The organism is Pseudomonas sp. GM50, from assembly GCF_000282375.1.
Classification (GTDB): Bacteria; Pseudomonadota; Gammaproteobacteria; order Pseudomonadales; family Pseudomonadaceae; genus Aquipseudomonas.
On sequence record NZ_AKJK01000014.1, the window covers coordinates 21,005 to 41,077 of the forward strand.

The following is a 20,073-nucleotide window of genomic DNA, read 5'->3' on the forward strand; positions in this document are numbered from 1 at the left end:
TGAGTGCCGCGCACTCAAGCGGGAGCAAGCTCCTTTTCGCCACAGGTTTTCTGCTCAAGACTCTCTTGAAAGTCAGGCCGGCACTTTCCCCTGACGATGATCAGCAAAGAACACCTTGCCCTTGCCAATCCGGTCGGACGCCTTGGGCATATTCGCAGCCGAGGTATCCTGACCATCGACATACCAGTAGCAATGGCTCACTGCCCGGGTGATGCCCACGTAGGCCAGTCGCAAGATCTCGTCTTTCTGTGCGCTGTCGTAAGGCTCGCTGTCGCCAGCCTTGCCGAGTCCGGCCATGCGATAGACCTGGTTCTTGTAGGGTGAACTGGTCAGGTGCTGGCAATCGCCCAACAGAAAAACCGCATCGGCCTGTAGGCCCTTAGCGCTGTGATAGGTCAGTTGTTTGAGCCGTCGAGCCTCGTACGGCAAACTAGAATCCACATTAACTACAGACTGAATATGCTCTTCTATCAATGACTTATCGCTGCTTTTTCGATAAAGCATCAAGATTGAATCGCCTTTTCTGTAGTGCTCGATCAGGCGCTGGGCCATGCCCTGGTCGTCCCGGTCGAGAACATTCACCGGCAGCAGCGCCTTGGGCTCACCGCTGGCCTTGGCCTTCTTGCCGGCAATCGCTGGTGCCGCGCGGACAATATGCTCCGCCGCGTCGATGATGTGCTGATGGCTGCGGTAATTGTCGCTGAGCATCACTTTGGTCGTGCTCGGCGACGGGAATTCCTTGTTGAACTCCATGAAGTAAGTCGGCGAACTGCCGCGCCAGCCATAGATGGACTGCCAGTCATCGCCGACACAGAGCAATGACGAACGCTGCGCGCCGCGCCCCACATGCATGGCCGGTCCGCGACTGCGGATCTCCGTCAGGCTGGCGCGAATCCACGAAACGATCTGCGGTGATACATCCTGAAACTCGTCAATCATCAAGTGCGACATTGGCCTGAGCAGCTCATCGCTCAGCAGCTTGAGATTCTCCGGAGAATGCTCGCTGAACAAGGCGAACATCCGGTTGTAGGTCATCACCGGTGGCGATTGATCCAGCAGATGATCTTCCAGCGCTCGCCAGAACAGGCTCAACGCCTCGAAGAAAAACCGGTCCGGGTCATCCTTGGCGAAACTCATCTGGCCCACGGCATTCGGTACATCCAGGCCGAGGTTCTCGATAAACCCGGCCGCCGCGACAAAACAGTCCAGCAACGGCGCGGAACCGAGTTCGCCCTTGACCTTGTAATCGAAGCCCGGCCCGGCGCTGGCGTCTCCGGCAAGCGATGCCAAAACACGCTTTGAAGACTCATAACTATCCAGCCATATCAAAGGCTTACGACAGAAAGCTTGAAACAGGGTGCGCTTTACAGCCCACTCTGCGCGCACTGAAAGCTTGGCATTCGGACGGCTGACCTGGGGATTTTCCCGGGGATCGAAACCCAACACCACCCAGGCATCCAGCGTCGGAATGTAGCCGTGGCAATGAAAGGTCGAGCCGTTGATGTCGAAGGTCTGACGATTCGGCTCGATGCCCTTGATCGGCCAGGCACCGGCGCGAAACCACAAGTCTTCGATTGTGTCGCACAGTTCTTCATCGCGCTTGGCGGCGAGTTCAGTCACCGCCATGCGTTTCTGCACGTCTGGGTGATCACGCTCCAGCTCCTTGAGCTGCAAGGCATGACGAGACAAAGGCTTGATCAACTCGCGGAAACGCTCATCGCGGGTGTGCAGGCTGTGATAGCAGGCGTTGAGTTGCTGGCGCTGGGCATCGTTGATGCGCAGGTCGAAGGGGTTGCTGTCGACCTCCTCATCGCCGCCTTGCACGCGGTGACTGAGGTTCTCGAAGGCTTGCAGCCGCTCGAAACCTGGCAGACTGCGGACCATCGGCAGGATGCGCGAATGGAACGTGCGCACCAGATCGCGCGCTTCTTTAAGGCTGATTCCCCGGCCCCACACTGCAAACAGTTCGATCAGTTTGTTGATGAAGTCCTTGCGCGATTCGCGGGTAAAGGTCACCACGGTCATTGAGCTGAGTTCAAACCCCAGGTAATGGCTGAGCAGCAGAATGCGCAGCACCAGAGTGGTCGATTTGCCTGCGCCCGCCCCGGCGATCACCGAGGTCGACGGTGTGTCGCTGAAAATCATCTTCCACTGGGCAGCGCTCGGCTGGGCATGCGCGGGCAACAGCCGCGCGACGTCGGCCTTCATGCGCTTCTTCAGCTCAGCACTCAACGGCAGGCGCCAATCGTCGAACAGATTGTCATCGACGTTGGGCGGTCGATGCTCCGTCGAGCGCGAGTCGCGGATCAACAGAACCTGCCGACCTTCCTCCAACCCCTCGAGTTTGCCTTCCTTATAGCCGTAATCCACACCGGCGCTGTGACCGCTGCGAAAACCGTCGGCTTGGCCGTGCAGCCAGGAAGCACGGTGTTGCGCGCGCAGACGGGTAAGGCCGTGGCCAAAGAACCGGGCGGCCAGGCGCTTGAACAAAGGCATCTCGGCCAAGGGGCGAAGTTCGGGAGGAAGATCGGGGGTGTGTTGCGGCACGCGGACGGACTCCAGGGTGTGAGGCTGTTGAGGGCTATGGTGTCTGCATTTGCCGTTGAGTTCTAGTGAAATGCTTACAGGTCATTGGCTTATGCGATGAATTGAAGGCTGGATGAGAATGTTTCGAGGTTATTTTATATCGGCTAATTCGATTGTATTTAGGCATTTTTTACGCTTTTTATCGATGATTGCCTGATAGATGATGCACGCCATCAACCACCGGTTCTCGTTTGTGGCTCAGGCGTTCTGCCCCATGACGAACCTTTTCAGGAGACGATCATGCTTGAACTCAGATCTTTCAACTCGCTGGGTGGCGCGCACCATGGCTGGTTGGATGCCCATCACCACTTTTCGTTCGCCGAGTACCACGACCCCAAACGCATGAACTGGGGCAACCTGCGGGTGTGGAACGATGATGTAATTGCCCCCGGCACCGGGTTCCCGCAACACCCGCACCGGGACATGGAAATCATCACCTACGTTCGTGAAGGCGCGATTACCCACCAGGACAACCTCGGCAACAAAGGCCGCACCGAAGCGGGCGACGTTCAGGTCATGAGCGCCGGCACCGGGATCGCTCACAGTGAGTACAACCTGGAAGCGACCGAGACCCGGATCTTTCAGATCTGGATCATCCCCAACGAAGCCGGTTCGGCCCCGTCGTGGGGTGCCAAGCCATTCCCCAAAGGCGAGCGCGAAGGTTTCGTGACCCTGGCCAGCGGCAAGGCCGGCGACGATCAAAGCCTGCACATTCGCGCCGATGCGCGTCTGGTGGCGGCGAACCTGAAGGCCGGTGAGTCCGCGGAGTATCACCTGGACAGCGGCCGTCGTGCTTATCTGGTTCCAGCTACTGGGGTCATTGAAGTCAATGGGTTACGTGCACAAGCTCGAGACGGTGTTGCGATTGTCGATGAGCAGGTGTTGCGCGTGACCGCGATTGAGGACAGTGAGATTGTGTTGGTGGATGTGGCTTGATGGGGTAAATGCGTGTCTAGTCCTGAAATAGGTTTACACCTGTTTCAGAACTAGACAATGCCCATTGTGGCGAGGGGGCTTGCCCCCGTTCGAGTGCGTAGCACTCGCAAAATCTACGGTAACTTCGAAATTCGGGGGCCGCTTCGCAACCCAACGGGGGCAAGCCCCCTCGCCACAGGGCCTTCAATCACTTCGCGGAAATTGCGCCATCCACGAGTGTCTGGGCTTCCGCCACCAGTTGCTTGAGGTGATCGTCGCTGACAAAGCTTTCCGCGTAGATCTTGTAGATATCCTCAGTGCCCGACGGCCGCGCCGCGAACCAACCGTTCTCGGTCATGACTTTCAGACCGCCAATGGCCTGGTCGTTGCCCGGTGCATGGCTGAGGATGCTCTGGATCGCTTCGCCCGCCAGTTGAGTCGAGGTGACCTGGTCTGGCGACAATTTGCTCAGCAGCGCTTTCTGCTCGGGGTTTGCCTTGGCATCGACCCGTACCGAGAAAGGTTCACCCAGTTCATCAGTCAATGCGCGATAGGCCTGGCTAGGGTCACGCCCGGTACGGGCAGTCATTTCAGCGGCCAGCAGGGCCGGAATCAAGCCGTCCTTGTCGGTGCACCAGACACTGCCGTCCTTGCGCAGGAACGACGCGCCAGCACTTTCTTCACCGCCAAAACCGAGGGAACCGTCGAACAGGCCGTCGGCAAACCATTTGAAGCCGACCGGCACTTCATACAGACGTCGGCCCAGACGCTTGGCAACGCGATCGATCAGACCACTGCTGACCACGGTTTTGCCCACGGCTGCATCGGCGCGCCACTGTGGACGGTTCTGGAACAGGTAATCGATCGACACCGCGAGGTAGTTGTTAGGTGCCAGCAAACCACCGGATGGGGTCACGATGCCATGGCGGTCGTGATCCGGGTCACAGGCAAAGGCCACGTCGAAACGCTCCTTCAGACCGATCAGGCCTTGCATGGCGTGGCTGGACGATGGGTCCATGCGGATCTGCCCGTCCCAATCGACGGTCATGAAACGGAACGTCGCATCAACCTGTTTATTCACCACCTCCAGGTCCAGGCGATAGTGCTCGGCAATCGCCGACCAGTAGCGCACCCCTGCTCCGCCCAGCGGATCGACGCCCAGACGCAGCTTCGCATCGCGGATGGCGTCGAAGTCGATCACATTGATCAGGTCGGCGACATAGGTATTGAGGTAATCGTGACGATGGGTGGTGCTGGCCTTCAGGGCCTGCTCGTAGCTGATGCGTTTGACGCCAGCGAGCTTGGCCGCCAGCAACTCGTTGGCCTTGGCTTCGATCCACTTGGTGATGTGGGTATCGGCCGGGCCGCCGTTGGTAGGGTTGTATTTGTAGCCACCGCTTTGTGGCGGGTTGTGGGACGGGGTGATGACGATGCCGTCCGCCAGGCCCGAGGTGCGCCCACGGTTGTAGCAAAGAATCGCGTGGGAAATGGCCGGCGTCGGCGTGTACTCGTCGCCTTCGGCGATCATCACCGTCACACCGTTCGCCGCCAGGACTTCCAGGGCACTGGCACCGGCCGGCGTGGACAGCGCATGGGTGTCGATCCCGACGAACAGTGGGCCGTCGATGCCCTGGGCTTCGCGGTACAGGCAGATTGCCTGGCTGATGGCCAGAACGTGCCATTCGTTGAAACTCAGATCGAACGAGCTACCTCGGTGTCCGGACGTGCCGAAGGCGACGCGCTGGGTAGAAATGGCTGCATCGGGCTGGCCGGTGTAATAGGCCGTTACCAGTCGCGGGATGTCGACCAACAGTTCTGCCGGTGCCGGTTTGCCCGCAAAAGGACTGAGTGTCATGCAAAACCTCTGAGAGAGAGTGGTTCGGGAATAGAACGCAGTTTACTGACAGTTTGCTCCTGGCGCGACGTTATCAATTGTCAGGTACCGAGGAGGGTTTGCGCCTCGACTCAGTCGATCGACTCCAGGCGCAAGGCATCCCCCAAAAGTCCCAGTGCGTCGACGAGGTCGTGGTGACCACCGAAGGTGTGACTCAGGCGCAAATGCTGCCCGTGCAGGCCCTGCAAGCTGAACAGTTCTCCCGGAGCAATCACCACATGCTGCTTGAGCAAACGCTCGAACACTCGATGCACATTGACCTGGCGCAACGAGCGAATCCAGATCGTCGCCCCGCCCCGGGGTTCAACGAAGTGCAGCGCGTCGGGCAGGCGATCTTCAAGCAACTGTGTCATCTGCACCATGCGTTCCTTGAGCAGTCGACGCAACACCAGCAGGTGCTGGTCGATGCGTCCGTTGCTGTACAGCCGCGCAATTGCTTTCTGACGAATCAACGACAAACGGAAAGCGCGTAGCAGAAAGTGCCGCTGCAATCTGGCACGCAATTGTCGCGACAGCAGATAGCCGAAGGGCGCCTCCGACCCGATGAATTTCTCGAATGTGGAAAACACGATCAGCCGATCCGGGTCCAGCAGATCGCGAAATCGCAGGCCGTTCGGCTCGAACTCAAGCTCGCCGTAACAATCGTTTTCCAGTACCCAACTGCCATGTCGTTTCAGCAGTTGTGCGGCGGATTGCCTGTTGCTGTCAGGCGCCACACTGCCTCGTGGCATGTTCAGCCCCGATGAAAGCATCACCAGCCGCACTTGCTCGGCCTCAAGCAGTTCCTTCAACTGCTCCAGATCCAGGCCGCCATCGGCTTGCAACGGCAGCTCGATCACCCGCACGTCCGCATCCTGGAGCAGACGCAGAATACCCCAGTCGCACGGTGATTCGACCACCACCACAGCGTCTTTGAGGCCAAGAGCGGCGATCAATATTTCCAGGACTCCCCGCAGGTCGGCGCCGATATAGACATCATCGGCATGCCAGCAACGTGTCGGCGAAGTGGTGTAGCGCGCCGCCAGGGCGGTGCGCAGCTCCAGCTCGCCGCAGGGTTGCGAAGACGGTTGTGGCTGGCGCGGATACTGGCGCAGCAGTTCTCTCTCCAGCAGCAGCAACGGGCTATCCAGGGGTTGTAATAACGCCGGTTCATCGGTGCTCAGCACCAGCATGCCGGGACGTCTGGCGTTGACATAGACCGTTTCGAGCAGGTCCTTGCCGCTACCGGGTATGCCGATTGAGGACACGGGTACGGCGTAGTAGCCGGACTTGGCCACCGAATAGACGCGCCCTTCCTTCTCCAACAACGAGTAGGCGTACTGAATGGTCGAGATCGATACACTCAGGCGGTGCGCCAACTGTCGCAATGAAGGCAGGCGTACTTGCACGTGACTGCCCGGCTCATTGATCAGGTTTGTCAGGTAACGGTACACCGCCTGGTACGCAAAATCGGTATCTCGTGGTCCTTTCATGGGCAATGGCCGAACAGGCTACGAACGTCGTGACGCATCCTTGCCGGATCCGTCAAACCTGGCACTTTCACCGCCCCGTCGACCATTCGCCGGCGACGCTCGTTTCACTGTCAGGCTGCATGACTTCAGCCTGCATACCCGCGTCGCCGCTTTCCGTGCCGCCCCCCCTGCCCTCATCCCGAACCACCGGGGCCATGCGGTAAAGCGTGCCGATCAGACTCACCGACAACCCGCTGACATCGACCATCCACTGTAGAACCTGCTCGGGTGCCGGACCGCCCTGCATTGCCCGGTGCAAGTCTGGCAATGCCACGAGCATGCCGGGATGGCACTGTCGAAGAAAATGCTCAAGGGCCGCGCCGTTATCGACAAAAGGGGCGAACAGCAGACACACCAGTTGAGCCTCGCTCAAACCGAGGTTCTTTTGTGCTTCAGCCGCCGCCAATGCGCGCTGGTCGCTCATTGTCACCGGGTTGCCGAAGGTCTCCATTGCCTGTTCGCAAAAGCGCTCTGGAACGTGTTTACGACGCATCATCACCAGCGCCCGCTGCAGGTACTCGCTGACGCCCGTCTCGTAGGTGCGACCGTGTACAAAGCACGCTTGCAAGCCACGAAGGTGCGCGGATATCGACAAGCTGACGTAGTCGTTATCACTGAGCTGAGCCGACAACTCGTCAGGTTGGAACCCGAGAAAATCGGTGAGCAATGGCCAGCGCTCTTCCAGATTGCTGACCAGCATGTCGTGAATATCGATAAAGGTCGTGCGGCGACACGCTTCAAAACGATCGGCGGGACGCCACGCCGCCAGGGCAGACGCAGGATAAAACTCGCGGTAGCAATCGCTGCCCAATTCATCGAGCCGCGCGAACAGGCCCTCGTAGCCCGTTTCATGATGGTCTGGTGCATTGAGCCCGGCCTTGGCCGCCGCACGGTTCAACCCCTCGATAAACTGCTTCTGCCGACGGGGCGTATCGCTACTGACCAGTGCATCGACACCTTGGTCCCAGCGGGCGATTTGTCCGCAAAACTCGCCGGTCGCCAAGTACCCGTCATCCCACAGATCAAGCGGCCCGTTCCAGGCTCGACGGTGCCCGACCATCAGCAGGTTGAGCCGATTCGACTCGCGACCGGCTTCGGAGATCGACGCCAGATGGTTGAACGGCAGGACTTCACGATTATCGACCATCAGCACTTCGACCCGGGGATCGTCGTAGAGAAACAACGCACTGTAGCTGCGATGGATGTTTTCCATGGCCGTCGAGGCCGCACCGTTCAAGCGCAAGGTCGCCACTCGCAGCTGAAACGTCGCCGGCGCCCGGCCGGCGATACTCAGTTGCGCGGCGCGCAGTAGCGCCAGCGTGTAGCAGCTGTCGCGGGACCCTGACTGCATCGCCAGCACCTTGTAATCGCCAATACGCTCCATGCCTCCTGCGGACATCACCAGGCGCTGAATCATCAATTGCAATGCCGTGCGCTCGGCGCGAGAGAAAAAACCCAGCAAACGCTGCAGCATTTGCTGATAAACATAGTTCATTGCCTGATCATGGGTAGCGGTCATCATTATTTACCTGTAACTCATAAGTTCAATGCCACGCAAACAACGAGGTGTATTGCGCAACAGGTATCTGTCATGAATGGAGTGCCGGAACTGTTATTCAAATGCTAGCACTTAAGCATTGTGTAATTATTTGAAATGATTGGATGTCACGGGTACCCCAAGGAGATCAAGGTCGCCGCAACGCCCGGCAGAATGGGCGCCCTGTGCTCCCGCGCGCTTTCCTAGGAAATTTCCGACAGCGTCCCACAGACACTTAGTACAAGAAATAAAGAAAGAAGTTGCCAATGAATGTAAGACAACTGAGCGACGCTGCATTATTTGTTGAGCATATATTGCAGGCGCGCATTGAGGAGTTTCAGCCTGATAGTCGGCCATGACTCTTTCCTTGAGATGAAATTAATCATTCAATTATCAGGGCTTATATAATGATTAGAAGATACAGATTGAGAGCAAAAACCAGTTCAGTTGCTGAACCGGCCCACCGACAGAACGATGGAACGTCTCATTTTGGAGTGACTATCAGCAGAAGAGTCCGTGTTCTCACGGACTCTTGCAGAGGAAAGGCTTACGCAGGCTCGACCTGAAGGGCGACCCGTTCGCGGCATGGGCATTCGTCCATATAGCGGTGGGCTTCGACAAACTCGGAAAACGGGAACACCCGGGTCTTGAGTGGCAGCAGCACACGATCCGCGGTCAACTGGTTGATATCGCGCAGGGCACGTTGCAGTGCGGCCTGATCCTGGATGATGCCCAGCTCCGGCTTGCCGGTGAAGTTACCAATGCAGTGGACGAAGAACTGAATGTTCTTCTGGAATGCCGCACAGGCGGGGAATGGCGTCTGATTACCCCCCTGCAGGCCATAGAGCACCAGGCTGCCGCGAGGTGCGAGCACATCGCCGAGCAGCGACATCTGCGGCCCGCCAAGGCCATCGAACACCACATCGACGCCGCGGTTATCGGTGATCTTGTTGATCTGCATCAGCAGATCCTGTTCTTCGGTGACGATAACTTTCTCGGCGCCCAGGGACAGCAGGTACTCACGCTCATCCGCGGTTTTGGTCGCAGCAATCACTCGCACACCGAGGGCTTTGCCCAGTTGTACAAACGATGGCCCAGCGCAGTGGCTGGCGTCGGTCACCAGCGCAAATTGCCCGGGTTTGACTCGCGCCAGGTCGGCGTAGGCAAAATAAGCGATCAATAGCGGCGTGTAGTGCACGCTGGCTTCGATCGGGCTGAGCACGTCCGGGTAACGGGTCAATGCCGAGCGCGGCAGAACGATCTGTTCGCCGTAAACAGGGTAGTCGTTGGGGCTCTCGGCCGGGAAGCTGGCGACCTTGTCACCAACGGCCAAATCATCGACGCCTTCGCCGACCATAGTGACCACACCAGCCATTTCATGACCCAGGCCAGAAGGCAGACGAGCATGGGACGAGGCCAGGTTCTGGCGCCAGAGAATGTCGTACCAGCTGATGCCTATCGCTTCGACGCGCACCTGCACTTCGCCCGGCGCAGGCAGAGCGGCCGCATGCTCTTCGCATTTGAGCACCTCGGCTGGACCAAACTTGTGAAAACGGATCGTGCGGGACATCGCAAACCTCGTCAAAGTAACCTCTAATGCCCTGAACTCTATCTGGGCTTTCTACCCAAGACCATCAGTGGCTATTAATAGTCGACATGCCTGTCATTGATTCCGCAGCGACGGCGACATCATCAAATGCCGTAAAAACCGAAGCAGCCTTTCAGAAAAAACTGAATTACCCTGTGCAGAGTACCAGTCTTTCCCCGTAAGATTCATGCCGGCCATTGTTCCCATATGGCCGCTCACGTCAAGTTTGCTGACTCTGCCAGGACTCCAGATGAATCGTAATGACCTGCGTCGTGTCGACCTGAACCTGTTGATCGTTTTCGAAACACTGATGCACGAACGCAGCGTGACCCGCGCTGCGGAGAAATTGTTCCTCGGCCAGCCGGCCATCAGTGCGGCACTCTCGCGCCTGCGCGGGCTGTTCGATGACCCGTTGTTCGTGCGTACCGGCCGCAGCATGGAGCCTTCCGCCCGGGCGGTGGAAATCTTCGCCCTGCTCTCGCCAGCCCTGGATTCGATTTCCACCGCAGTCAGTCGTGCGGCGGAATTCGATCCGGCGACCAGCACTGCGGTGTTCCGCATCGGCCTGTCGGATGATGTTGAATTCGCGCTACTGCCGATGCTGCTCAAGCGTTTGCGCGCGGAATCGCCGGGGATTGTGCTGGTGGTGCGTCGGGCCAACTACATTCTGATGCCGAGCCTGCTGGCTTCGGGCGAGATTTCCATCGGCGTCAGCTACACCGCCGACCTGCCGGCCAACGCCAAGCGCAAAGTGCTGCGCCGTAGCATGCCGAAACTGTTGCGCGCCGATACGGTGCCGGGGCCGTTGAGCCTGGATGATTTCTGCGCCCGCCCCCATGCCTTGGTTTCGTTCGCGGGCGACCTGAGCGGCTTTATAGATGAAGAGCTGGAGAAGCTGGGGCGCAAACGGCATGTGGTGCTGGCGGTGCCGCAGTTTAATGGGCTCAGTACACTCATCAGTGGCACTGATATTGTCGCGACAGTGCCTGATTACACAGCTGAAGCGTTGACCGCGGCTGGTGGCGTTCGTGCGGAGGATCCGCCGTTGCCGGTGCGTAGTTTTGAATTGCACATGGCGTGGCGTGGGTCGCAGGATAATGACCCGGGTGAGCGCTGGTTGCGGTCGCGGATTCAGATGTTTTTCGGCGATCCTGAGAGTCTTTGATTCAAGCGGTCACACACTTAAACGCTGGATGACCGGGCACTCACAACGGCCCGCAAAGGAGCTGCAGGCACTGCTGCTGAGCCAGATGGGTGGCGACCAGCAAGGTACGCCAACCCTCAAGGCCATATGACAACACCTGCCACAGCCACAGGTAGCTGAGTTGGAACACCACCCAGGTCAATCCTGGCTATCCACGGCGGTCAAGCATGGCGATTATCCGTACCGTCCATGATACGACGGGCTTTGGCGACCGTGTCTGCGGCCAGGCGTCCTTGCTCCACCAGTGCCTGCGGAGCCGTCAGGCAGATCGCCTGGCTGTCCACCTCGGAGTAACGCCGCAGGGCGCGCCGGGTGTCTGAACAGCCGAAGCCATCCGTGCCCAGCACCTTGAACGGCGCACTCACATAGGGAGAGATGAGTTGGGCTCCTGCGTTGTCGCAAGTTGTGGTTACGCGAGGTGTTCCTTGAACCAGTCCAGCGCGGCAGCACTGGATTGATCGAATCTGGTGATGTACGGATCGAAGTGGCCGCCGGGGATCGTCACGAGGCGCTTCGGCTCAAGGGCGCGTTCGTAGGCGGCCAGCTCAAGATCGGTCAGCGTGATCGCGTCCTGCAGCGCGACGATCATCAGCAGCGGCGTGGGGGACACGCGCGCAATCCACGTGCCCGGTTCGTACATGCGCGCAGCGCGCGTCGAGCGCACCGTGACGCTGTTCTCCCAGGCGCCGTCGGGTACGGGCTGCAGATAGAACTCGATGGCTTCCTTGGTGCGGTACGAAGCAGGGACGGCCGGATCGGCGCTGACGATTGCCTGTCTACGCGGCGGCTCGCCGCGTGCTTGCGCGCGCTCGTCCGCCGTGAAGGCATCCTCGATGGCGGCGACAGCATCGGGCGGAATGCGGCGCAGTCCTTGCTCGAAGCCGCTGATCGTCGGCACCTGCGCGACGACCGCACGCAAGCGGCGTTCGGTTGCGCCAAGCACGAGTGCGTGACCGCCGGAATAGCTCGTGCCCCATAAGCCGATGCGCTTCGCGTCGACGGCGTCCTGGTCTTCGAGGAAGCTGATCGCGCGCCGCCAATCAGCGATCTGACACCATGGGTCGATATCCTGGCGCGGCGTGCCTTCGCTGGCGCCGAAGTTGCGGTGATCGTGCAGGAGGACGACAAAGCCGTTGGAGGCAAATTTCTCAGCGAATGGCTCCAGGCCGTGCTCCTTCACGCCGGCATAACCATGCGCCATCGTGATGGCAGGATAGGGGGCGGTGCCGCCGGTGGGAATATAGAGCCAGCCGCGCAGCGTGACACCGCCCTCGGCTTCGAACGCGATATCGGTACGTCGAAACATGGAAGTTCTCCTTGTAGAAAGAGGTCAGGCGGCGCCGTAAACCCTATGCGCAGCGGCAGTTCATGCCTTCCACCCTTTTGCCTCGGTCACTCGATGCGAGGTCAATTGCCTGGTCGCTCAAGCGTGAAGAGTTGCTCCGCGCCGATTTCGAAATAGTCGGCCGGCCCACATCCGCGCAGGATCGGGCACCTACAGTGCCTCCGGCCCGGTGCGCGTGCGCAACACCATGGTCGAAGTGATGGCTGTATTCATCCCAATACCCGTCCAGAACATGGTGTCGGATCGGAGCCACATGAGCCCCACTCCTGAGAAACGAACGAGACATTCGTTTCGAGTCAATTCTGCTGCGCCGTTTCTAAAGAACGGGGCGGCTTTCGTATTTCTTACTTGTTTACCCAAGGCATGGAGAGGTCAATGTCAGAGACCAGCTTGCCACCGCCGAAGCTCATGTTCTCCAAGGGAACGGCATACATGATCAGGCTGATATCGTCCTGGCTAACGCCCGCCTTTTCTACCGCGTAACGGGTGACCAACTCCGCGAGCTTGCGTTTCTGCTCCACTGTCCTGCTCGTGCCTATCGTCACCGTTACGACCATGCGCTTGTCAGATCTCTTCATGTCAGGAAAAGTCGGATGGATGAAAAGCTCATCGTCCTTGTGCTCACTGATGATGACGAAACGGTCATCCTTGGGCGTATCCATGGCTTCATGAAGAGCGAGATTCAAGGCATCCGCCAGCGCGCGTTTCTCTTCGCTAGAGAATTTTTGGGCCGGAATGTGGGCGTGGAATATTGGCATGAGTGTTTCCTCGGTGGTGTTGTTCAGGTCAAATGAGGCGATGAAGTGCGTTTCGATGTATGCGCTGCCTCAGCGGCCTCGGCAACCCTAGCTTTCATATCCCGGAGGAACCGAGAAAATCTCCGCCTCTGGTGGCGGCATGTCAGCAGTGCCGTTTGGGTAGAGTGCCTGTGCCGCCGCCACCGTATTGAGAGACTCGCGAAGCAACTTGATTTTGCCGCCCTCGACAACGAGGTATCCCGTGAACAAGTGATGGATGAGACGTCCGGTCGACGCCGCGCGCGCTTCCGCCAGATATTCGGCGTACACCTGATCCTTCGTGTCGATCAGCACCGTGGTATTTTCGGGTTTGAAGCTGAAGCCGGGATAAAGGTTGCCGCCGACAAAATCATAGAGCTTCGCGATGGCTTCGCGCCCCTGATGGCGGGTCGGAATACCGAGCGAATGGAGGAATGGGAGCTCCAGCACGCCGTCCTCGGCGAACAGCTCAGCACATTTCTTGCCGTCGGGGACAACGGCAAGAAGGTCTAACAGCAATGTTTTTGCATCAGTCATGGTCATTTTCCTCAGGAAAAATTGGCGGCCGCCGCCAGGGGCGGCGCAGTAGGATCAGTTCGGAAAGCTATCGCCAAACATCGGGAGCCCACTTTTCGAACCGTCGCGCGTGGCCTCGTCTTGGATAACATCCCAGTGTTCGGCGAGCTGGCCGTTTTCGATGCGAACTATGTCGACCACGATCCAGTTTGTCGGGGCGCCGAATCCTGAGAAGCGGCCATGAAGTACGACATAATCGCCCGAGGCCACGGCCAGCCCATTTTCGTAGCGAAACTCGGCGGGCGCTGCCTTGACGAGATCAAACAGGCCTTCGCGACCGGGCTCGATATAGGCACTGTGCTGGATATAGTCGGGCGACCAGAAGCGTTCGGCCGCGGCATAGTCGCGCTTGTTGAACAGCGTATCAAACGCTTCCAGCACGAAATTCCTGTTTCTCTCTTCGGTGCTCATTGGTTTGTCCTCTCTTCGTTATCTGTTGGGTTGAGGGGAGAGTAGGCGGATTAAATTTCGCCATCTCCCACGGCTGTGTGGTGGGGTATGTTGGTCCGTACAACTGTAATGATCTTCAGCGAAACGCCAGCTCATCGTGCCATGTCGCTGTTATCGTCATTTCGGCCATACGCAGCACCGAATTGCCGCTGTCACCCGTGTTGAAAAGCCCAGATGTTCGATTCTCTTGGCGCTTGCAAAGTGCAAGTGGTTGAATAATATTTGCTAGACTTGCATAATGCAAGTAGAAATTTAAGGGGAATAGCAGTGCAACAGACAAGACGATCGGGCTGCCCGATCAACCTGACGCTTGAGCAGATCGGCGACCGCTGGAGCCTGATCGTTATCCGCGATGTTATGTTTGAGAACAGACGCAGTTATGGCGCGCTGCTGGAGCAAAACCAGGAAGGCATCGCCACGAACATCCTCGCAAGTCGGCTTAAGCACTTGACCGCGTCTGGCCTGCTGACACGATGTCCGGATCCGAAACATCAGCAGAAAGGAATTTACAGCCTCACGGAAGCGGCAATACAGCTTGTACCTCTGCTCGCACATATAGCTGCCTGGGGCGTTCGGCATACGCATCCGAGCAAGGAAGCGTCTTTGCGCGCGGAGGTGCTGGAAAAGGGCGGCCCTTCACTTTGGAGTGCCTTGATGGATGAGCTACGTTATCTGCATCTCGGTGCACCTCGTCCGGTGCGCTCAGTATTGGGCGAGCTCCGGGTCGACGACGAGCAAGCAATCGCTACTTAGTACCAATCTTTGGCGTCATGACATCCACCATGTGGTGCAAAGTGTTGGCGCTGATGCGATTTTGACCCAGGTTACTGATTTAAGCTGCCCCATGTGCAGCCTCTGAAATCCCACTCAAGGTCATCGCTTGCCGAGTATTCGAATGGGTCAATGACTTCCGGCGGCTTGGGTCAAAATCGCTTCAGCGCCAACATCGAGAGCACCAAGGCGATGATTGATCGGGTTGAAGCGCAGTTCGACATCAAGCCGCAACGCCTCATCGGCGATACCGCGTACGGTACAGCGCCGATGTTGGCCTGGATGGTGGAGGAAAAGGACATCGAACCCAACGTGCCGATGCGGGACAAAACCGAGGCCAAACAATCCAACCTAATATGGAGATCCACTGAGAGCCATCCGAATCCAACTGGATCTCTGTCAGAAAATCGCCAGTCGCGATCGCTCGCACACCCGGTTCAAGTGGGGGCAACATTGGGGGCATATTTGAAATTTATCTGCCTGAAAATGTTGTTCTAGAGCGTAGTCAAAATGTTCTTCGGTGACCCTGAGAGTCTCTAGGCGTTGTAGGGCAGGCTGTGCGGCGTGATCATTTCCGCCTATTGATAGACTAAGGAGATCCATCCACTTCCAGTGGATTGACACACTTGGGGGCATATCTGAGGGATGGTTTGGATGGTTTGAAAAGGATGCCCCCAGCCCGAGCCGCAAAAATCCCTCTCGAAATCAATCTGGCCCAAGCCAAAGAGTGGCCTCCTTCCACGCTCCAACCGCCACAAGCTTTTATATTGAGGTGCGTATTACATAAATTAAAGAAAAGGCCGCCTCTCTCTTCCACTACTCAGCTCTCAACTTCGATATCGACCAAAGCGCGCCCTTTCGACCAACGTTTATAATCTGCGGGAGTCATCCCCGTCAGTTGTATGAACGAACGACGAAATGACGTGTCCTCGTTATAGCCACAATTAAGGGCTACCTGTTTAATGCTGGCCCCTGGTATCTGTAGCAGTACACAGGCAGTCTCTATTCTCACGCGTGTTATTAGTTCTTTAGGCGATTCATTTGTGAGGTTCTTGAAGCGTCTATGTAAAGTGCGCTCGCTGACATTCAAAGCCTTAGCCAGCCCTGCAGCGGTCAGACCAGGATTTCCGTGTCGAATGATTTGTTCCGTTTCCAGCAGCAGTGGATCGGCATTGTTAATGAATCCTCGGGGCGCATATACGGACTGGGGCAATGGCAAACTATCGGTCACAGAAATATCAGCCGTTAATTTCGCTACATCTGCTCCTGCCAGGATCCTGATCACATAAAGCGCCAAGTCAATCCACGACAAAGGCCCTCCGGTAGTCACAATGCGATCCTCGGACTCTACTGCGGAACCCCATGCAACCAGCGCCTTGGGAAATCGCAGTTTGAAAACATGATGGAGCCACCACGTTGTAGTACAGCGCCGACTGTTCAACAGGCCTGCCTCGCCCAGCACAAACGTGCCTGCACAAGCCGCACCAACCAGTGCTCCCTGCCGATGATTTGCTTTAATCCACTGCGCAGCTAGCGTGAGGGATTCAGAGCCGGGTGGCAGTCGATCAGCCCCCAGAGCCATCCCGGTAACAAGTACAGCGTCGCAAGGTCCCACATTTTCAAATGTTGCATCAACGGGGATCACCCGCCCTTGCGGGTCTCGCACTGCGTTGCCATCGGCACTGACTATGATCGTCTCAAACTCGCCGCAGACGTGGGCCTTTAAGGCAGATGGCAGCCCCGCCGGTGGAGACCTCAACGCCTGATTGGTCATCCAAAACAGATCAGCGAGCCCGGTAATTGCAGACATCAAGCTGCCTTCTAAAGCAACGATGGCAATGCGCATGGTAATTCCCTGTTTAAAGATCAAGATGGCGAGTTTTGCATGAAATATGGCCGATCCGAGACCTCACGGTTTTAGCAGAGTCTCCCTAGACTTGCAGCACAAACTGTAGAGACGGCCTGCATGAAAATGCTATTTCACATAAATTTTCACTCCGCAAAAGAACGTTTGTGGGCCTTTCTAAGGTGGTCAGGTCGACTCACCTTCACATTGGGAGCGTTCTTGCTGGTGTCTGGAGGCCCTGCCATGGCTGCAACAACCGCACACGCCGTGCCTAATATCGTGCTGGTACATGGTGCGTTCGCAGATGGCTCCAGTTGGTCGGCAGTGATGGAGCGATTGACTGCAATGGGCTATCACGTCACCGCAGTTCAGAATCCATTGACTTCATTGAGTGATGACGTAATCGCCACGGAGCGCGTTCTGCGCAGGCAAAAAGGCGATGTACTGCTGGTGGGACACTCATGGGCTGGAGCGGTGATAACACAGGCTGGCAACGCCAGTAATGTAAAAGGCCTAGTCTATCTATCCGCGCTCGTGCCCGACAGTGGAGAGTCCGCGGCGGATCTCTTGGAGCGGTTGAGGGCCCCAATGACGGGCCTCAGCCCAGATGCGGATGGGCTGCTTTGGCTGGATGATCCAGCGCAATTTCATCAGGTGATGGGCGCAGACCTGGCGATGTCAAACGCACAGTTTCTGTCATCAGTACAGCAGCCCATTGCCGCCGTCTGTTTCGCCGCAAAGGTCAAGCATGCGGCATGGCACGACAAGCCAAGTTGGTACTTACAAACAACCGATGACCAAGCACTTCCATACCCGGTGCAGCAAACCATTGCGCGCCAGATTGGCGCCAGGACCTTGTCTATTCGATCCAGCCACCTGTCATTGATTTCTCAGCCCGATGCTGTAGCCAAATTCATCGACCGTGCTGCCAGCGAATCGAAAAGATGAGCCTGTGCCTAAAAACAACGTTGATAACAACGATTTTCCACCACCGAGGGAATCAAGAATGAAAGTACTCCATATTGACTCCAGCATCATGGGCAAAGATTCCATTACTCGGGATCTTACCGCATCCATCGTTACGCACATTCAAGCCAGTCATCCTGATGCCCAAGTGCAACGCCGCGACCTCGCCTATAAAGAAGTGAGACACCTGAGTGGCTCAATTGCCGCAGGGTTTCGGCAAACGGGGAACAGTGATTTTTCGGCGGATATTTTATTGGAGCATCAACTCTCGGAAACGCTGGTGACCGAATTTCTCGCGAGCGAAGTGCTCGTAATCGGTGCGCCGATGTACAACTTCAGCGTTTCGACTCAGTTGAAGGCTTGGTTAGACAGAGTCGCGCAGGTGGGGCGCACGTTCAAATACACCGAACGCGGTCCTGTTGGCTTATGCGGCGGGAAGCGTGTCATCGTGGCATCGGCGCGTGGAGGTTTTTACGCTGAAGGCCCTTTTCAGAACATGGACTTTCAGGAAAGTTACCTAAAAGCGTTTTTTGGCTTTCTGGGAATTGACGATATCGAATTCGTTCGTGCCGAAGGCGCATCTAAAGGCGAGCAGATTCGCGATAAAGGCGTAACGCTAGCCAAAAACACCATTACCTCGGCCGTGACACGCTTGTCAGCAGCTAATTACTAACAATTCCAGCCAGGAGATTAACTTATGCTTTACGCCATAAAGTTGACATACACCAGTTCTGCCGAACAGATTCAAGAGCATCTGGATGCGCACAAGGGCTGGCTGATGAAATATATCGGATCGGTAAATGTGCTTTTCGCCGGCCCTCTCACGGATAAGAGTGGTGGATTCATTCTTGCTCATGCCCATCAGTTATCAGACATTCAGAAAATAATGGACGAGGACCCTTTTGTTGCTCACAGGCTAGTAAGCCTCGACATAATTGAGTCCGATCCGGCAATTCGCTCGACGGATTTCGCAGCACGCTGGGCCGAGAATGCGCAGTCCGTATAAATGACCTGTGACTTTGTGAGCAACAGGCTGTCTTAGATGCTGCCGGGGTCTCCAAATACCAATTTTTTTGACTCTTCACTGCAAACTTTGGCTTACCTGCACAACAGCGACGCGATGAGCAACCCGATTCTATACGCTATGTAGAAGAGCTCCTCATCACTCACCTCTGATTGATCTGGAGCTCCACATGGATATTTCTTTCGCTACCTTGGTTCTATTTGCTACGTCAGTGGCCATTCTAATGATCACGCCCGGGGCGGACATGATCTACATCCTATCTAATTCGATCAGTAATGGTGCCCGCGGGGGTATTGCTGCGATTCTTGGCGTAGCGAGTGGCGCGTTTTGTTATGTTCTTCTGGCGATAGCGGGTGTGGCTGCCTTGATCGCCGCGTCTCCACTGTTGTATGGCCTGTTGGTAATAGCAGGAGCGGCATACCTCTCCTGGCTGGGTGTGAGCATGCTCCGCTCCCGTCAATCGGTGACACAGGTCCAAGGCGGAATCAGGGCAAGTTTCTGGCCCGTCTACCGACGCGGGTTGATGACCAACTTGCTCAACCCCAAGGCGATGATGTTCACAATTTCATTCATGCCGCAATTCATTCCGCAGCACGCAAGTAATAAAGCACTTTCGATGCTTTATCTCGGTGTCGTCCTGGTAGTGGTCATGATTTTAGTAGAACTGCCCCTTGCGCTCTGTGGACGGCAGATTGGCCTTAAGTTAGGTAATAATCCAAGTATTGGTGTCTGGATTAACAGAGTCGCGGGAGTGTTGCTGCTGGCTATTGGTTTTTTTCTTGTATTCTCTAAAGTCTTTTAAACCGTCTTGCCTAGGGTAGTTGCTGGACAAATAACAGTAGGCCCGTTTGGAAAGCCATAGCTCTAGAACATAAAGCTATGCCCTAACTCCCCTTCCATCCAACCTAGGAATCGCCGGACTCTGGGAAAACTCGAGTGCGCCTTGGGGAAAACTAAATGGTGGGCGGCGACTGCAGAGCTCAACGCTTCGGGTGCGACTTCAACCAGCGAACCGTTGGCGAGGTATTTTTGCGCCAGCAGCGTGCTCTCGAGGGCGAAGCCCAAGCCGTGGCTCCCGGCTTCC

Annotated in this window: 19 protein-coding genes and 2 pseudogenes; 8 read left to right on the forward strand and 13 right to left on the reverse strand. The window is 56.9% G+C overall.

Annotated elements, in window-relative coordinates:
* Positions 1 to 72 precede the first annotated feature (72 nt).
* Positions 73 to 2,547, reverse strand: coding sequence for a UvrD-helicase domain-containing protein (locus tag PMI30_RS25965; RefSeq protein ID WP_008006052.1), 2,475 nt, complete (start codon positions 2,545 to 2,547; stop codon positions 73 to 75).
* Positions 2,548 to 2,826: 279 nt separating this feature from the next.
* On the opposite strand from PMI30_RS25965, the gene PMI30_RS25960 reads away from it, so the two are divergent.
* A complete protein-coding gene (locus PMI30_RS25960; RefSeq protein WP_008006054.1) occupies positions 2,827 to 3,522 on the forward strand; it encodes a pirin family protein in 696 nt (231 codons plus the stop codon).
* 187 nt (positions 3,523 to 3,709) lie between these two features.
* Here PMI30_RS25960 and pgm read toward each other — a convergent pair whose 3' ends face one another.
* From pgm to PMI30_RS25940, 4 genes are all read right to left on the reverse strand, one after another.
* Positions 3,710 to 5,356, reverse strand: coding sequence for a phosphoglucomutase (alpha-D-glucose-1,6-bisphosphate-dependent) (pgm, locus tag PMI30_RS25955; protein ID WP_008006056.1), 1,647 nt, complete (start codon positions 5,354 to 5,356; stop codon positions 3,710 to 3,712).
* Between the two features lie 110 nt (positions 5,357 to 5,466).
* Positions 5,467 to 6,867, reverse strand: a complete 1,401-nt coding sequence (locus PMI30_RS25950; RefSeq protein ID WP_008006057.1) for an aminotransferase-like domain-containing protein — start codon at positions 6,865 to 6,867, stop codon at positions 5,467 to 5,469.
* Between the two features lie 67 nt (positions 6,868 to 6,934).
* Entirely contained in the window at positions 6,935 to 8,425 is a 1,491-nt protein-coding gene (locus tag PMI30_RS25945; protein ID WP_032834816.1) for a hypothetical protein, read from the reverse strand.
* 565 nt (positions 8,426 to 8,990) lie between these two features.
* Positions 8,991 to 10,013, reverse strand: coding sequence for a zinc-dependent alcohol dehydrogenase family protein (locus tag PMI30_RS25940; RefSeq protein WP_008006061.1), 1,023 nt, complete (start codon positions 10,011 to 10,013; stop codon positions 8,991 to 8,993).
* Between the two features lie 268 nt (positions 10,014 to 10,281).
* On the opposite strand from PMI30_RS25940, the gene PMI30_RS25935 reads away from it, so the two are divergent.
* Entirely contained in the window at positions 10,282 to 11,196 is a 915-nt protein-coding gene (locus tag PMI30_RS25935; RefSeq protein WP_007896187.1) for a LysR family transcriptional regulator, read from the forward strand.
* A gap of 40 nt (positions 11,197 to 11,236) precedes the next feature.
* On the opposite strand, the gene PMI30_RS31885 is transcribed toward PMI30_RS25935, so the two are convergent.
* The 6 genes from PMI30_RS31885 to PMI30_RS25915 form a co-directional block, all read right to left on the reverse strand.
* Entirely contained in the window at positions 11,237 to 11,365 is a 129-nt protein-coding gene (locus tag PMI30_RS31885) for a hypothetical protein (RefSeq protein WP_274517722.1), read from the reverse strand.
* A gap of 31 nt (positions 11,366 to 11,396) precedes the next feature.
* On the reverse strand, positions 11,397 to 11,582 hold the full coding sequence (locus PMI30_RS0129400) for a hypothetical protein (RefSeq protein WP_238541969.1): 186 nt from the start codon (positions 11,580 to 11,582) through the stop codon (positions 11,397 to 11,399).
* A gap of 62 nt (positions 11,583 to 11,644) precedes the next feature.
* A complete protein-coding gene (locus PMI30_RS25930; RefSeq protein WP_008006064.1) occupies positions 11,645 to 12,541 on the reverse strand; it encodes an alpha/beta hydrolase in 897 nt (298 codons plus the stop codon).
* Positions 12,542 to 12,924: 383 nt separating this feature from the next.
* Entirely contained in the window at positions 12,925 to 13,338 is a 414-nt protein-coding gene (locus PMI30_RS25925) for a tautomerase family protein (RefSeq protein ID WP_008006066.1), read from the reverse strand.
* Positions 13,339 to 13,425: 87 nt separating this feature from the next.
* The gene (locus PMI30_RS25920) at positions 13,426 to 13,893 is read right to left on the reverse strand and encodes a nuclear transport factor 2 family protein (protein WP_008006069.1); all 468 of its coding nucleotides are present in this window, start codon (positions 13,891 to 13,893) and stop codon (positions 13,426 to 13,428) included.
* A 54-nt stretch (positions 13,894 to 13,947) separates the two neighbouring features.
* Positions 13,948 to 14,343, reverse strand: a complete 396-nt coding sequence (locus PMI30_RS25915) for a nuclear transport factor 2 family protein (protein WP_008006072.1) — start codon at positions 14,341 to 14,343, stop codon at positions 13,948 to 13,950.
* A 306-nt stretch (positions 14,344 to 14,649) separates the two neighbouring features.
* Here PMI30_RS25915 and PMI30_RS25910 point away from each other — a divergent pair, with 306 nt between their 5' ends.
* A complete protein-coding gene (locus PMI30_RS25910; protein WP_008006074.1) occupies positions 14,650 to 15,135 on the forward strand; it encodes a winged helix-turn-helix transcriptional regulator in 486 nt (161 codons plus the stop codon).
* Between the two features lie 183 nt (positions 15,136 to 15,318).
* A pseudogene (locus PMI30_RS31215) lies at positions 15,319 to 15,507 on the forward strand (IS5/IS1182 family transposase); the annotation flags it as partial.
* 466 nt (positions 15,508 to 15,973) lie between these two features.
* On the opposite strand, the gene PMI30_RS25900 reads toward PMI30_RS31215, so the two are convergent.
* Positions 15,974 to 16,999, reverse strand: a complete 1,026-nt coding sequence (locus tag PMI30_RS25900; RefSeq protein WP_008006076.1) for a GlxA family transcriptional regulator — start codon at positions 16,997 to 16,999, stop codon at positions 15,974 to 15,976.
* Between the two features lie 243 nt (positions 17,000 to 17,242).
* On the opposite strand from PMI30_RS25900, the gene PMI30_RS25895 reads away from it, so the two are divergent.
* The 4 genes from PMI30_RS25895 (at position 17,243) to PMI30_RS25880 (ending at position 19,791) form a co-directional block, all read left to right on the forward strand.
* On the forward strand, positions 17,243 to 17,947 hold the full coding sequence (locus PMI30_RS25895) for an alpha/beta fold hydrolase (protein ID WP_008006079.1): 705 nt from the start codon (positions 17,243 to 17,245) through the stop codon (positions 17,945 to 17,947).
* A 58-nt stretch (positions 17,948 to 18,005) separates the two neighbouring features.
* The gene (locus PMI30_RS25890; protein ID WP_008006081.1) at positions 18,006 to 18,638 is read left to right on the forward strand and encodes an FMN-dependent NADH-azoreductase; all 633 of its coding nucleotides are present in this window, start codon (positions 18,006 to 18,008) and stop codon (positions 18,636 to 18,638) included.
* 24 nt (positions 18,639 to 18,662) lie between these two features.
* On the forward strand, positions 18,663 to 18,971 hold the full coding sequence (locus PMI30_RS25885) for a YciI family protein (RefSeq protein ID WP_008006083.1): 309 nt from the start codon (positions 18,663 to 18,665) through the stop codon (positions 18,969 to 18,971).
* A gap of 187 nt (positions 18,972 to 19,158) precedes the next feature.
* Positions 19,159 to 19,791 carry a LysE family translocator gene (locus PMI30_RS25880; RefSeq protein WP_008006085.1) on the forward strand — a complete coding sequence of 211 codons (633 nt, stop codon included), beginning with the start codon at positions 19,159 to 19,161 and terminating at the stop codon, positions 19,789 to 19,791.
* A gap of 62 nt (positions 19,792 to 19,853) precedes the next feature.
* On the opposite strand, the pseudogene PMI30_RS31590 reads toward PMI30_RS25880, so the two are convergent.
* Positions 19,854 to 20,073: pseudogene (locus PMI30_RS31590) on the reverse strand (LysR substrate-binding domain-containing protein); the annotation flags it as partial.

Coding starts and splice junctions, on each gene's coding strand:
- pgm (WP_008006056.1), bottom strand. CDS start 5,356: ATGACACTCAGTCCTTTTGCGGGCAAACCGGCACCGGCAGAACTGTTG.
- PMI30_RS25935 (WP_007896187.1), top strand. CDS start 10,282: ATGAATCGTAATGACCTGCGTCGTGTCGACCTGAACCTGTTGATCGTT.
- PMI30_RS25950 (WP_008006057.1), bottom strand. CDS start 6,867: ATGAAAGGACCACGAGATACCGATTTTGCGTACCAGGCGGTGTACCGT.
- PMI30_RS25940 (WP_008006061.1), bottom strand. CDS start 10,013: ATGTCCCGCACGATCCGTTTTCACAAGTTTGGTCCAGCCGAGGTGCTC.
- PMI30_RS25920 (WP_008006069.1), bottom strand. CDS start 13,893: ATGACTGATGCAAAAACATTGCTGTTAGACCTTCTTGCCGTTGTCCCC.
- PMI30_RS25890 (WP_008006081.1), top strand. CDS start 18,006: ATGAAAGTACTCCATATTGACTCCAGCATCATGGGCAAAGATTCCATT.
- PMI30_RS25945 (WP_032834816.1), bottom strand. CDS start 8,425: ATGACCGCTACCCATGATCAGGCAATGAACTATGTTTATCAGCAAATG.
- PMI30_RS25925 (WP_008006066.1), bottom strand. CDS start 13,338: ATGCCAATATTCCACGCCCACATTCCGGCCCAAAAATTCTCTAGCGAA.
- PMI30_RS25930 (WP_008006064.1), bottom strand. CDS start 12,541: ATGTTTCGACGTACCGATATCGCGTTCGAAGCCGAGGGCGGTGTCACG.
- PMI30_RS25960 (WP_008006054.1), top strand. CDS start 2,827: ATGCTTGAACTCAGATCTTTCAACTCGCTGGGTGGCGCGCACCATGGC.
- PMI30_RS25895 (WP_008006079.1), top strand. CDS start 17,243: ATGGCTGCAACAACCGCACACGCCGTGCCTAATATCGTGCTGGTACAT.
- PMI30_RS25885 (WP_008006083.1), top strand. CDS start 18,663: ATGCTTTACGCCATAAAGTTGACATACACCAGTTCTGCCGAACAGATT.
- PMI30_RS25900 (WP_008006076.1), bottom strand. CDS start 16,999: ATGCGCATTGCCATCGTTGCTTTAGAAGGCAGCTTGATGTCTGCAATT.
- PMI30_RS25915 (WP_008006072.1), bottom strand. CDS start 14,343: ATGAGCACCGAAGAGAGAAACAGGAATTTCGTGCTGGAAGCGTTTGAT.
- PMI30_RS25880 (WP_008006085.1), top strand. CDS start 19,159: ATGGATATTTCTTTCGCTACCTTGGTTCTATTTGCTACGTCAGTGGCC.